Raw genomic sequence first — 12,843 nt, 5'->3', positions numbered from 1 at the left:
GTGTGCGCGAGCTGTGGGGGTTCGGCCCGGCCGGGCGCGGGGCTCGGATGCGAACGGAACGCGGTAGCCGCTTGATCGACGTTGCGGGACGGTCGAAGGCTCCGCCCGTTCCGGTTCCTAAGAGGCGATGGCAGCCGTACCGGTTCCCGGCCGTGGGCGCTCTCGGCGGAGTCGGGTTCGAGGGGTGAACTCGGCTCTCGTGAAAGGCCGTTGGGGAGGTATGCGGCGCATGCCGTCGGCGTGTACCGCAGGCGGCCGGGGGCGTGCCGCATCGGCCCGGGGGAGGGCGGTCCGGTCCGGCCGGGCGTCCGGCACGTACGGGGGCGGTCATGGGTGCGGAACTCGTGGTGCGGGGCGGAGCAGTCCTCAGACCGTGCCCGCGCGCGGTGTCCGCCGCGCGTCCCTCCGGGTGGGGATCGAGCCTGCGGATCGGCGGTGGTACTGCGGCGGTGTACTGGTCGCGTTCAAGGTCGGTCCCCCGTCTGATTCCCTGCTACGAGCGGGTGCGGCAGCGCCCGGCACCGAGCCAGGAGGGTCAGTCCTGCGACCGGGGCAGCGCTCAGAACACTCACACGGCAGCACCCGCGTTGTCATGGGATGCAGGCATGCGGAATCCCATCGCGTCGATAAGGTAATCCTCATGAACGAGGAAAGAGGGCAACTGCCATAGCCGCCACGGGATCCGAGAGGCCTGCGGAACCGAGCGTCCATCAGCTGCGCCTGTTCGTGGTACTCAGCGAGGAACTCCATTTCGGGCGCGCCGCCACCCGTCTGTTCATCACGCAGTCCGCGCTCAGCCAGCAGATCCGGGACCTGGAACAACGCCTGGGGTTACGGCTGTTCGAGCGCAACAGCCGTGCGGTCGCTCTCACCGTCGCCGGGCGGGCCCTGGTCCCCGAGGCGCGAGCGGCCGTCGACGCCATCGCCCGGGTGCGCAGGATCGCCGACGCCCAGGCACGCCAGATCTCGGGCCGGCTCGTCGTGGGGACCATCGGGGCCGAGGCCGCGATGCCGCACACCCGCGCCGTCCTGCGCACCCTGCTGGACCGGCACCCTGGGATGACCGTGCAGGTCGTCAGCCTCAACTTCGCGGACCACTTCGCCGCTCTCGTCCGGCAGGAGGTCGACGTGATGTTCCTGCGACCGCCCGTTCCGGACGGCATCGAGGTGCGTCAACTCGCCGCCGAGCCCCGCGTGGCCTGCCTTCCCGCCGACGATCCGCTGGCCGCTCTGCCCAGCGCCACCCTGGCGCAGTTCGCCGGCCGGCCCGTCGTCGCCATGCCCGAGAAGGTGCCGCGGGTGTGGTGGGACTTCTGGGCGGTGGACCCGCGGCCCGACGGCAGCCCCGTGCGGTACGGACCGGTGGTGACCGACATGGAGTCCCTGCTGCACGCCGTGGCCGGCGGCGAGGCGATGTGCTTCCTCCCGGCGGCCGCACGCGACTTGTTCCCCCGCCCCGGCATCCGCTACATCGACGTCACCGATCTCACCCCCTGCAGTGCCGCCCTGGCCTGGCTCGCCCAGCGGCGCGACGAACCCGGCATCGCCGCCGTACGGAGGGCGGCCCTAGCCGCTCTCTGAAGCCGGCGGTGCAGGGAGGCCGACGAGGTGAACGCCGGAGCACTCCTACCATCGGCCAAGTGGGCGTACGGCCCCGGGGGGGGGGGGGGGGGGGGGGGGGGGGGGGGGGGGGGGGGCGCCGGGGGCGCGGGGCGCTCGTCCTCCCCGTAGTCAGGATCCGGGCGACGCACCCTGCGGACGGCTGATCAGCGGATGACCCGAACGTCGGCGACAGCCTTTTCCGACCTCCACCACGACATCGCGCCCAGAAGACGCTGAGATCGATGAATTCGGCAGAGGATCGCAGTCTCAGCACGGTGACCAACCGATGGGAGTGAAGATGGGCGAGCTGAATCAGGTGGCCGACGGAGTCTGGGTCCGTCAGAGCGAGTGGGTGTGGACCAATTCCATCGTGGTGCGCGGAGAGGACGGGCTGATCCTCATCGATCCCGGCATCGACGGCTCCGAGTTGAACCTGCTCGCCGATGACGTGGACCGGCTCGGCATTCCGGTGGTCGCCGGGTTCTGCACTCATCCCCACTGGGACCACCTGCTCTGGCATCCCCGGTTCGGCGACGTTCCGCGCTACGCCACCCCCTCCGCCGCCCACCTTGCCGGTCAGGCCCGAGAGCGGGCGCGGGCGATGGCGGCGGAGAGCGCGTCCGGCATCCCCCTCGACCTGGTCGCGCTGGTCACCCCGCTGCCCGCGGACGGCGGACGGATGCCGGGCGAGATCATCGAGCACCGGGCGCACGCTGTCGGCCACGCCGCGGTCCTCCTCGCGGACCGTGGCGTCCTGCTCGCCGGCGACATGCTCTCCGACGTCCTGATCCCGCTCTTCGACTTCCGCCAAGACGATCAGGTGGGAGCCTACGAGGCCGCACTCGACCGGCTGGATGAGGCGGTCGGTCACGTCGATGTAGTGGTCCCCGGCCACGGAGCCGTTGCCGAAGGCCCCGAGGTGGCGGCGCGTCTCGCCGCCGATCGTGCCTACGTCGACGCGCTCCGGCGGGGAGCGGAACCGGTCGACGCGCGTCTGGGACCGCACGCGGACTGGCTCCTCGGCCCCCACCGGTCGAACCTTGAACAGGCCCGAGGGCGGTAGGGCCGGCAGGCGGACCGGGCCAGGGACGAGGAGGCGGCCGCGATGTGCCAGACCCGCCCCGCACGGCTCGCGGCCGCTCTCACCGCCCTCCGGGGAGACTCGCCCGGTCCGCGGCCGGTGGCCGGTGGTCGGCGGTCGGCGGCAGAGACGGCGGCCGTAAGTGGTCGACACCGTCGCCTGTCGCCTGTCGCCCGTCGCGCCTCGCCCGTATGCGATCCCGTATCCCAGGCACTCGCATACCTGCACGTCAGGTGGGCTGGGATGGTTCCATCGTGGCCAACGCGGCGGCAGCGGTTGCGCCGGACGGCGGTGGCCGCCGATGCTCTGGGTGTCGCACTCGGCAGGGTCGGACCTGCCAACCGCGTCAGGGCGACGTCCGGACACGCATGCACCGACGGTTGCCCGCGTGGCAGCCGCTCCTGATACGGCGTCACCCACGCTCATCACCCGGCTGCCGCGTCGGACGACTCCGCCGAGGCAGGCTCCGGGCTCCGAACTGCGACGGCTCCTGCGCAAACTCCGTTGCGGCACTGCCCACATCCCCGACATCGTCGAGGCCGTCCTTGTCCCGCGTCCTGCCAGGGCAACCTGAGGTCGCTGTGGCCGGAGGCACGGACAAGGACAGCGCCACCGTCAACGACAGCAAGGGGAGACCGCTCACCGTGACAGACGTCAGAGTCACCTACGACAAGACCGTGAACGCAGCGTACATATACCTCACCGAACCGCAGGCCCGCGTGAAGTCCGCGCACATGTACCCCTGCGATCCGGTGGACGTCGACGGCATGATCAACCTCGACTTCGACGACCAGGGCCGCCTCATCGGCATCGAGGTGCTGGCGGCCAGTTCAAAACTGCCCGAGTACCTGATCCGGTCCGCGGAGCGGCTGGACACCGAGGGTGCGTGAGCAGGACCGTCTCGTTCGGCATCGGCCCGGTGCGGGCCGGGCGTCCGCTCGGTGCCGGAGGTGCGGCGCCGTGGCGCAGGTGGCCCCGGTCAGGAGACGCTCGCGAGAATCTTCTCCGCCGCCTCGGCCGCTGCCCGTCCGCCGGCGGACTCCTCGGCGCCGGCCGTCGACGGCAGGCCCTCGACCCGGACCGCCACGGCAACGCGCCGTCCGTCGCCCGACGGCGCGGAGCCGATGAACCACGAGGCGGCCAGGTCGCCGTCACCGCTGGGGACCCACCCCGCCTGTCCGCCGGAACCGAGTGCCGCCCGCAACGCCTCAGCCGTGCCCCGGGACATCGCCTGCCCGGCAGAACCAGCGTCGGCGGCCTCGGGCAGCTGCGTCGTGCCGTCGGCCTTCGTCACCCCCTCCACCAGCCGGGGGGACACCAGCCGCCCGCCGTTGGCGACCGCGGCCGCGACTCGCGCCATCTGTAGCGGAGTTGCCCGGACGTCCCCGGCTCCCATCCCCGTGAGGGCCGCTTCGGGTGCCGTCGTGCCGTCACCGGGGTAGCTGCTCTCGGCGACCGTCAAGGGCACCTTGAGCGTGTCGTCGTCGAAGCCGAACTTCCGTGCCGCGGCGCGGAGTCGGTCCTGACCGAGCTCGGCGGCCAGCTTGGTGAACACGTTGGCGCAGGAGCGGTGCAACGCCAGTCCGATGGCGGCGTTCTCGCACTGCGACGACGCGCCGGTCACGCGCGTCGTCGAGAGGGGCAGCACATAGGTGAGCGGGCTGACGGTGGCGTCGTCCACCGTCGCGTAGAGGCCTTCGTCCAGGGCGGCGGCCGCGACGACGACGCTGAAGGTCGCGCCCGGCGCATCGGCCTGTTTCAGCGCCCGGTTGAGCATCGGCGATCGGCTGTCGGCGGTGGCTGACCTCCACGCCTGGGCGTCCTTCACTCCGCGGCCGCTGAACTGCCCCGGGTCGTAGGAAGGCGTACTCACCAGGGCGAGAAGCCTCCCGGACTCCGCGTCGAGAGCCACCGCGGCGCCCTGCCGGTCACCCAGCGCGTCGAACGCGGCTTTCTGGACGGCGGGTTCGATGGTCGTCGCGACGTCACCCTGCGCCCCGGCGCTCAGCGAGTCGTCGTACAGGGCCTCGAGGCCCGCGCGGCCGTAAGCCATCGACCGGTAGCCCGTGACGGGCGCATAGAGGCGACCGTCGGTATAGGTGCGCTGGTAGGGGGCCTTCGGGAGGTTCGTGGGCTGCGAGCCGGTGGCGGCTTTCCCGCCGACGAGAATGTCGCCCAGTCCGCGTCTGGACGCGGACGGGGAGGCGTGCTCCGCCGGGGACCCGTCCCCGGTGCCGGTGTGCGTGTCCTGGCTGCAGCCGCTGGTCACAACGGCGAGCGCAACGAGAACCCCCGAGACGCGAAGCGCCTCTCTCGTGGTGGTGTGCATTGCCGCATCCTAGAGAAAGTCATCCAACGGAAGGGCAGTTGAGCCAGGTTGCCTCGCTCGCGGTCCCATCGTGTCAGCATCGGTGCAGTGCGCCCTGTCCGATGGGGGCGGGGGGCGAGGAGTCGAGCTCGTGGACGCGTTCTTGCAGGGCATTCCCCAACCCGAGGACCTGTGGGCGTTCGCCGTCCACGGCGTCTTCGGGCCGGGCGTCGCCGTCACCGTGTACCTGCTGTACGTCCTGGTCACCGCCTGGCTGGGCACCATCAGGTCGACCGTGACGCTGGTCCGCCGGTTGGGCGGGGTGGCTCATGACGCCCATGTCCGGCTGGTCGAGATGTCCGCGACGCAGATCACCGCGGCCGTGGGGCTCTCGCTTCTGCTCGCGCTGGTGCTGTGCGGCTGGCTGACCGGTGTGCTCGTCATCGGCAATCTGATCGCCTTCGCCTACCAGAAGTCCGGGCACGACTTCCTGGAACTGCAGACGCGGGACGCCGCATCGCTCGTGGACTGGCTGCAGTGGAACGCCTTCACGAAGGGCTATCTCATCGCGGCGTTGGCCGTGGTGCTGATCGCGGCCGTCCACCGCGGGAGTCCCAACCTGGGTTTCCTGGCCTTCCTGATCGGCATCCCGGCCATGCCGTGGGGTCTGTCGATCGCCGTCCTGGTGGTGTTCGAGACCATCCTGGGCTGCTTCGCGTGGATGGGGACGGGGGACTACTCGGCGGGGGCCGGTTTCACCTGGCATCTGGCCTTCGCGGCAGTCGTCGCCGCCTATCTCGGCGCGTGTGTCGTCGCCCTGCGCGCGGCCAGGAGCCTGGGCCGCCTGTGGCTCGCGCGGGAGTAGACGCACCACGCGCGCCACAGGATGCGGGACGCCCACCCGCTTCCGGTTTCGGACGGCGTCGCCGGGTCGGGAGGCGCGCGCGGCCGCGGTGGCGGCGTCGCGGTATTAGGGGCTGAGAGGCGGCTTTTAGGGGTGGGTCCCCTCTGGTGAGTGGGGGGTTTCGTGGCTTCACTCGAGAGTGATCCGGGAGCCCGAGGATTCGGTGACGGGTACCCGCAGAACGCGCGTCTGCCCGCGACGAAAGGACACCGAACGACATGGCGGCACCGTCCACCCCGACCAGCGCCTGGGTCCGGCGCTTCCACCCGGAGCCGGAAGCTGCGACGCAGGTGATCTGCTTTCCGCACGCAGGTGGTTCGGCCACGTTCTACTTCCCGGTCGCCCAGGCCCTGTCGCCCGCCGTGGACGTACTCGCCATCCAGTACCCCGGCCGCCAGGACCGGCGCGTCGAACCCTGCATCGACGACATGGACACCCTCGCCGACCTCGTCAGCGAGGAATTGCGACCCTGGCTCGACCGGCCCTTCACCCTGTTCGGCCACAGCATGGGCGCCACGCTGGCCTTCGAGGTCGCCCTCCGGCTGGAGCGCAGCGGACACACCGCGCTGGGGCTGTTCGCGTCCGGTCGGCGCGCGCCCTCGCGGCACCGCGACGAACAGGTCCACCTCGCCTCCGACGAACGCCTGATCAGCGAGATCAAACGGCTGGAGGGCACCGAGTCCCGGGTCTTCGAGGACGAGGAGATCGTCAGGATGATCCTGCCCGCCGTACGCAGCGACTACCGGGCCGCGGAGAGCTACCGCTACCGGCCGGGACCCGCGTTGAGCTGCCCCGTCACCGCCCTCACCGGCGACCGCGACCCGCACGTCACCCTCGACGAGGCCGAGGCATGGCGGGAGCACACCACGGGCCCCTTCCGGCTCAGGGTCTTCCCCGGCGGGCACTTCTTCCTCAACTCCCATGCCCAGGCGGTGATGCGGGAGATCACCGGCCTGATCGACGGCTCGTCCGAGTAGGGGCCCGGGATGCCCGAGGAGAGCGCGGGCCCTGGCCTGGGGGACGCACGGCACGCGCGCGGCCGGGTCGCCGCCCTGCACGCACTGCGGGAGACCGTCCGGAGCGGTCCGGGCGAACGGGCGACTGCCGCGCAGCACGCCAAAGGAAAACTGACGGCCCGTCAGCGCATCGAACTGCTGCTGGACGAGGGAACGTTCGTCGAGCTGGAACCCCTGCGCCGGCACCGGGCCACCGGCTTCGGGCTGGAGGTGAACAAGCCGTACACCGACGGCGTGCTCACCGGCTGGGGCACGGTCCACGGCCGCACCGTCTTCGTCTATGCCCACGACTTCCGCATCTTCGGCGGTGCGCTCGGCGAGGCGCACGCCGAGAAGATCCACAAGGTGATGGACCGGGCCAGAGCGGTCGGAGCCCCGCTGGTCAGCCTCAACGACGGCGCCGGAGCCAGGATCCAGGAAGGCGTCACCGCGCTCGCCGGATACGGCGGCATCTTCCGGCGCAACACCGCGGCCTCCGGCGTCATCCCGCAGATCAGCGTGATGCTCGGGCCCTGCGCGGGCGGCGCCGCCTACTCCCCGGCGCTGACGGACTTCGTCTTCATGGTCCGCGGGACCTCGCAGATGTTCATCACCGGACCCGACGTGGTCCAGGCCGTCACCGGCGAGAAGGTCACGCACAACGGGCTGGGCGGCGCGGACGTGCACGCCGAGACCTCGGGCGTGTGCCACTTCGCCCACGACGACGAGGAGACCTGCCTCGACGACGTCCGCTATCTGCTCTCGCTGCTCCCGCAGAACAACCGGGAGACCCCGCCGTACGCGGCGGGCGACGATCGGCCCGACCGCCGCACCGACGCGCTGGCGGACCTGGTGCCGGCCGACGGCACGCGCGCGTACGACATGCGGGAGGTCGTCCGGGAACTCGTCGACGACGGGGAATTCCTGGAGGTCCACGAGCGCTGGGCACCGAACATCGTCTGCGCCCTCGCCCGGCTGGACGGCCATGTGACGGGCATCGTCGCCAACCAGCCGCAGCACCTGGCCGGCGCCCTGGACATCACCGCGTCCGAGAAGGCCGCACGCTTCGTTCAGCTCTGCGACGCCTTCAGCATCCCCCTGCTGACGCTGCTGGACGTGCCCGGCTTCCTGCCGGGCACGGGCCAGGAGCACGGCGGCATCATCCGGCACGGCGCCCAACTGCTGTACGCCTACTGCAACGCCACCGTCCCCCGCGTCTCCGTGGTGCTGCGCAAGGCCTACGGGGGCGCGTACATCGTCATGGACTCCCAGTCCATCGGCGCCGACCTGACCTTCGCCTGGCCCACCAACGAGATCGCCGTGATGGGCGCCGAAGGCGCGGCCGACGTGATCTTCCGCAAGGAGATCGCGCAGGCGGAGGACCCGGAGGCCGTGCGCGCCGGTCTGATCAAGGAGTACCGGTCGGAACTGATGCACCCCTACTACGCCGCCGAGCGTGGGCTGGTGGACGAGGTGATCGACCCTGCCGACACCCGCCGGGTCCTGATCGACTCGTTCGCCATGCTCCGGCACAAGCACGCCGACCTTCCGCTGCGCAAGCACGGCAACCCGCCGATGTGACCGGAACCCGGGCGCACGCCTGGGAGGAGGGACGAGGGGAGGGGCCGGGCCACACGGGCGCTCCAGCCCCTCCGGCCGTCGGCTGCCTCCCGCCCCGCCGGTCGGCAGAGGCTCAGGAGGCCGCCGGACAGCGCCTCAGGCGGCTTTCCGGAGCGCCGAGGACCCCTGCTCGTCGCCCTCGCTGTGCGGCTCTGTACCGGCCGCCCGCTTCGGCATGAACAGCAGGGCCAGCACCGCGGCGACCACGGCGATACCGCCGCACACCGCGAGAAGGGACTGCATCGCGTGGACGAAGGCGTCCTGCACGGAGCGCACGACGGCGGGGCTTCCCAACTGCTCGCCCACCGCCACCCCGGCTCCGACGCTGCGCCGGGCGGCCTCCTTCGCGTCATCGGGCAGGCCGGGGAGCGTCAGATGCGACCGGTAGCTCGCGTTGGCGATCGTGCCGAGCACCGCCACACCCACCGCGCCGCCCACCTGACGCAGTGCCGAGACGACCGCGGAGCCGACGCCGGAGCGTTCCTTGGACAGGGAGTTGACCGCCGCCGCCATCGTCCGGGTCATGGCGAGACCGAGACCCAGCCCCGTGATCACGAGCCAGAGGGCCACGAACCCGTAGTCGGTGGAGAGCGAGGTCCTGGTGCCCATGAACAGGCCGATCGCGACGAGGACGAAACCGGCCGTGGGCACCGCGCGGGGGGCGGCCTCGGGGGAGCTGCGGATGACGGCGGCGCTGACCAGTACCCCACCGATCAGCGGCAGCAGCCGCAGGCCCGTGCCCAGCGCGTCCGTCCCGTCGACCGCCTGGAAGTACTGGGGCAGGGCGAAGATGAGCCCGAACATCGCGAAGCTGACGACGGTGCCGAGGATCGAGCCCCACACGAATCCGGCGCTGCGGAACAGGGACAGGTCCAGCAGGGGATCCCGGGAGACCGCGACCCGGACCTCCCACAGGACGAAGACGACCAGCAGTGCCAGGCCACCGATCAGCGGCAGCAGGGACTGAGGGTCGCTCCAGCCCCTCTCGCCGGCCTCGATCGCACCGTAGACGAGGGCGACCAGGCCGACACTGGAGAGCAGTACGCCGAGGAGGTCGATGGCGCCGTGCTGTGAACCCCGTGAGGACGGCACCAGGCGGGCCACGGCGAGCAGGCCCACGGCGACGAGCGGCACGTTGATGAGGAAGACCGAACCCCACCAGAAGTGGTTGAGCAGGGCGCCGCCGATGATCGGACCGAGCGGGAGGCCCAGTGACTGGGTTACGGCGATGACACCGATGGCCTTCGCCCGTTCGTGCTCGCCCTCGAAGATGTCGAGGAGCACGGAGGTGCACAGCGGCACGAGGAACGCCGCGCTGATGCCGAGCACCGTCCGGGCCGCGATGAGCATGCCCGCGGACCCGGAGTAGGCGCACCACAGCGAGGCAAGGCCGAAGAGGAACAGCGAGGCCATCAGCATGGTCTTGCGGCCCAGCCGGTCTCCGAGCAGACCTGCCGGAAGCAGCAGGGCGGCCATGGCCAGGGTGAACGCGTCGACGAACCACTGCAGGTCACTGGTCGACGCGCCGAGTTCCGTACTGACCGTCGGCAGTGCGACGTTGAGGATCGTGGCATCCACACTGACGGTCAGGAGACTTAAGCCGATCGCCGCCAGGGCCCACCAGCGGCGGGAGTCCTCGTTAGTCACGGTGTCCTTCTTTCCGTGGGGGGTGGTCTGCGGGCGGCGTCGCCGGCGCAGGACCGGCGCCGGTCGCCGTGTCATCGGGGGTGAAGGTGTCGCGTACGTCGTCCCAGCGCTTGAGCAGCGGTTCCGCCTCGACGTTGAGCCACTCGAAGACCCGGTGCGCTTCGCGCAGGCGTTCCGCCCGGTGCGCGCCCTGCGGGAACAGGCCCAGCCCCTCGTCCGTGATGTCGGAGAAGGAGGCGATGCTCTCCAGCCGTCGGCGGAGCATGGCGGACCAGGCGTCAGGCGCGACGCGATAGTACGTGGAACGGTCCCCGCTGCGGGTGACGGCCTGGATCATCCGGGCCTCGGTCAGCAGCCGCAGTGTGCTGGTGAGCGAGGCCCGGCTCGCCTGTACGGCGGCGGCGATCTGGGCGGGATTCTGCTCCGGCGGGTCGCTGACCATCAGCCAGGCCAGCGTCCGTCCCATGATCGGAGGCCAGCCGGACTGCTGCATGAACCAGGTGCCGACCTGCTCGACCCATTTCCGGACCCGCGCGGCGTCGGTGTCCTGATCGGCCTGATCGGCCTGGTCGCCGCCGTCGGACGACATCATGATGCTCGCCTCCTACAGCCCATGCTGATGACTGCAAATTTCAGTCATGACTGTAATCAGTGAAAGGCGAGGACCGCAAGGACGCGCGCCGCGCTCACCCCGCCGTCCGCAGCCCCCTGCGGTTCTTGCGGCCGAGCCAGCCGCCGCTCACGAGCAGTTCCAGGAGCGGCGACGGCGCGAAGTCCGGCTCGCCGAACTCGGCGTGCAGCTCACGCTGGATGGCGAGTGAGACGTCCAGGCCGATGGCGTCGAGCAGGGCGAACGGACCCATCGGGTGACCGAAGCCCTGCTCGACGGCGGTGTCGATGCCCTCGACGCTGGCCCCGTCCCGGTCCAGCAGTGTCAGCGCCCGCCCCAGGTAGGGGAACAGGAGGTAGTTCACGATGAATCCGACCCGGTCCCGGCAGTGCACCGTCGTCTTGCCCAGCCGCTCGCAGACCGCCTGCGCGGTGGCCAGCGCCTCGTCGGTGGTGTCGTCGGTGCGTACGAGTTCGACCAGCCGCATCACCGGCGCCGGGTTGAAGAAGTGCATCCCGACCACCCCCGAGGCATGCCCGGCCGGCTCGGAGCACGCGGTGACCGACAGGCTGGAGGTCGTGGTCGCGAGCAGCGCGCCGGGCTTGCACGCCGCGCCGAGCCGGGCGAAGAGCGCCCGCTTGACGTCGAGGTCCTCCACCACAGCCTCGATCACCAGGTCGCAGTCGCTCACCGCGCGGATGTCGTCGCTGCCGTCGAGCAGATCCAGCGCCGCGGCCCTCGTCGCGGGAGTGACCCGGCCCCGCAGGACACCGCGGGACAACGACTCGCCGATCTTCGCCAGGGACCGGGCCGCCTTCTCCTGGCTCCGCGCCACCAGGACCGTCGGGATGCCCGCGACCGAGGTGATCTCCGCGATGCCCCGGGCCATCGTCCCCGACCCCACGACGGCGACCCGGTCCACACCGGCCGCCGTGCCCGGTACGGCGACGGACTCCTCCGCGTCCACGGGCCGTCCGGAGTCGTCGTACGCGTAGAAACCGCGGCCGCTCTTGCGTCCCAGGTGCCCCTGCCCGACCAGCTTGCCCAGCATTCCGGCGGGCAGGAAGGACGCGTCGCCGGTGCGCCGGTGCAGGTCGGTGAGCGTGGCCAGGGCCGAGTCGATGCCGATGCGGTCCAGCAGTTCCAGCGGTCCGAAGGGGAGGCCGCAGCCCAGGCGCATGGCGGTGTCGATGCCGTCCCTGCTCGCGCCGCCACGCTCGTACAGGGCAGCCGCTCGGTTGAGGTAGGCGTGGACCAGGGCGGTGGCGTCGGCGGCGCAGCGGGTGTCCACCTTGACCGGCGTCAGACCGAGCTCGCCCACCAGCCTGTCCACGACGGTCGCGGTGTGCTGTGAGGTCAACGTCGTGCGGACCGCCTCCACCGGTCCGCCGGGGCGGGGCGGGGTGAGGAAACGCAGGCCCATGGTGTTCCCGGGGCGCCCGGAGAGGGCGGCGAGCCGGATCAGCGGCACGGAGGCCGTAGTGCTGACCACCACCGTCTCCTCGCGGCAGACGGTACGGAGGCGGCGCAGGACCTCGGTCTTGACCGCCTCGTCCTCGCCGACCGCCTCGACGACCAGGTCGGCGCGGCTCAACCGGCCGAGATCCCCGGTGAGGGTCACGCTTTCGGCGTCGGCGGCTTCGAGCCGACCGCTCAACCGCGCCAGGACGGACGGGTCGTGGTCCACGCCGATCACCTCGCGAGACGCGTCCCGCAACAGCGTGAGCAGCGCGGATCCGATCGTCCCCAGACCGATGACCCCGATCACGGGCGTCTGCTGCGTCATGACTGCGGTGCCCCCCTTCGCGGCCGAGGGGCGGCCGCCGTTGCGCGGAAGCGGTTGATGGCGTCGATGTGCTGGGCGCGCTTGTCCTCGTCGCGCACGCCCAGCCCCTCCTGGGGGGCCAGCGCGAGGACGCCGACCTTGCCCTGGTGGAGGTTGCGGTGCACGTCGTAGGCGGCCTGCCCGGTGTCCTCGAGGGAGTACACCTTCGACAGCGTCGGGTGGATCTTGCCCTTCGCGATCAGCCGGTTGGCCTCCCAGGCCTCGCGGTAGTTGGCGAAGTGCGAGCCGAT

Annotated in this window: 10 protein-coding genes and 1 pseudogene; 6 read left to right on the top strand and 5 right to left on the bottom strand. The window is 71.3% G+C overall.

Features of this window, described 5'->3' with window-relative positions:
• Nucleotides 1-666: 666 nt before the first annotated feature.
• The 3 genes from ASD48_RS15440 to ASD48_RS15430 all read left to right on the top strand — a co-directional run bounded on the left by ASD48_RS15440 (nucleotide 667) and on the right by ASD48_RS15430 (nucleotide 3,573).
• The gene (locus ASD48_RS15440) at nucleotides 667-1,581 is read left to right on the top strand and encodes a LysR substrate-binding domain-containing protein (RefSeq protein WP_057602176.1); all 915 of its coding nucleotides are present in this window, start codon (nucleotides 667-669) and stop codon (nucleotides 1,579-1,581) included.
• A 319-nt stretch (nucleotides 1,582-1,900) separates the two neighbouring features.
• On the top strand, nucleotides 1,901-2,665 hold the full coding sequence (locus ASD48_RS15435; protein ID WP_057602351.1) for an MBL fold metallo-hydrolase: 765 nt from the start codon (nucleotides 1,901-1,903) through the stop codon (nucleotides 2,663-2,665).
• A 662-nt stretch (nucleotides 2,666-3,327) separates the two neighbouring features.
• Nucleotides 3,328-3,573 carry a DUF2283 domain-containing protein gene (locus tag ASD48_RS15430; protein WP_057602350.1) on the top strand — a complete coding sequence of 82 codons (246 nt, stop codon included), beginning with the start codon at nucleotides 3,328-3,330 and terminating at the stop codon, nucleotides 3,571-3,573.
• 89 nt (nucleotides 3,574-3,662) lie between these two features.
• On the opposite strand, the gene ASD48_RS15425 is transcribed toward ASD48_RS15430, so the two are convergent.
• Complete coding sequence (locus ASD48_RS15425; protein WP_057602175.1) at nucleotides 3,663-5,012, bottom strand: penicillin-binding transpeptidase domain-containing protein; 1,350 nt, start codon at nucleotides 5,010-5,012, stop codon at nucleotides 3,663-3,665.
• Between the two features lie 130 nt (nucleotides 5,013-5,142).
• On the opposite strand from ASD48_RS15425, the gene ASD48_RS15420 reads away from it, so the two are divergent.
• The 3 genes from ASD48_RS15420 to ASD48_RS15410 all read left to right on the top strand — a co-directional run bounded on the left by ASD48_RS15420 (nucleotide 5,143) and on the right by ASD48_RS15410 (nucleotide 8,471).
• Complete coding sequence (locus tag ASD48_RS15420) at nucleotides 5,143-5,856, top strand: hypothetical protein (RefSeq protein ID WP_057602174.1); 714 nt, start codon at nucleotides 5,143-5,145, stop codon at nucleotides 5,854-5,856.
• Nucleotides 5,857-6,113: 257 nt separating this feature from the next.
• A complete protein-coding gene (locus ASD48_RS15415) occupies nucleotides 6,114-6,872 on the top strand; it encodes an alpha/beta fold hydrolase (protein ID WP_057602173.1) in 759 nt (252 codons plus the stop codon).
• A gap of 9 nt (nucleotides 6,873-6,881) precedes the next feature.
• Entirely contained in the window at nucleotides 6,882-8,471 is a 1,590-nt protein-coding gene (locus tag ASD48_RS15410; RefSeq protein ID WP_057602172.1) for an acyl-CoA carboxylase subunit beta, read from the top strand.
• Between the two features lie 135 nt (nucleotides 8,472-8,606).
• Here the strand turns inward: ASD48_RS15410 and ASD48_RS15405 are convergent, their stop codons facing one another.
• The 4 genes and pseudogenes from ASD48_RS15405 to ASD48_RS15390 all read right to left on the bottom strand — a co-directional run.
• Nucleotides 8,607-10,157, bottom strand: coding sequence for a DHA2 family efflux MFS transporter permease subunit (locus ASD48_RS15405; protein WP_199875802.1), 1,551 nt, complete (start codon nucleotides 10,155-10,157; stop codon nucleotides 8,607-8,609).
• Entirely contained in the window at nucleotides 10,150-10,749 is a 600-nt protein-coding gene (locus ASD48_RS15400) for a hypothetical protein (RefSeq protein WP_057602171.1), read from the bottom strand. The genes ASD48_RS15405 and ASD48_RS15400 overlap by 8 nt, the downstream gene beginning before the upstream one ends.
• Before the next feature lie 94 nt (nucleotides 10,750-10,843).
• Nucleotides 10,844-12,553: a 3-hydroxyacyl-CoA dehydrogenase family protein gene (locus ASD48_RS15395; RefSeq protein WP_063887447.1), complete on the bottom strand. Its 1,710-nt coding sequence runs from the start codon at nucleotides 12,551-12,553 to the stop codon at nucleotides 10,844-10,846.
• Nucleotides 12,550-12,843, bottom strand: a pseudogene (locus tag ASD48_RS15390) (crotonyl-CoA carboxylase/reductase); the annotation flags it as partial. The gene ASD48_RS15395 and the pseudogene ASD48_RS15390, both read right to left, overlap by 4 nt.

Origin of the sequence: Streptomyces sp. Root1310 (assembly GCF_001426425.1) — a bacterium.
Lineage (GTDB): Bacteria > Actinomycetota > Actinomycetes > Streptomycetales > Streptomycetaceae > Streptomyces.
Note: the sequence above shows the minus strand (reverse complement) of the source record. Positions and strands in the feature narration are given on the sequence as shown.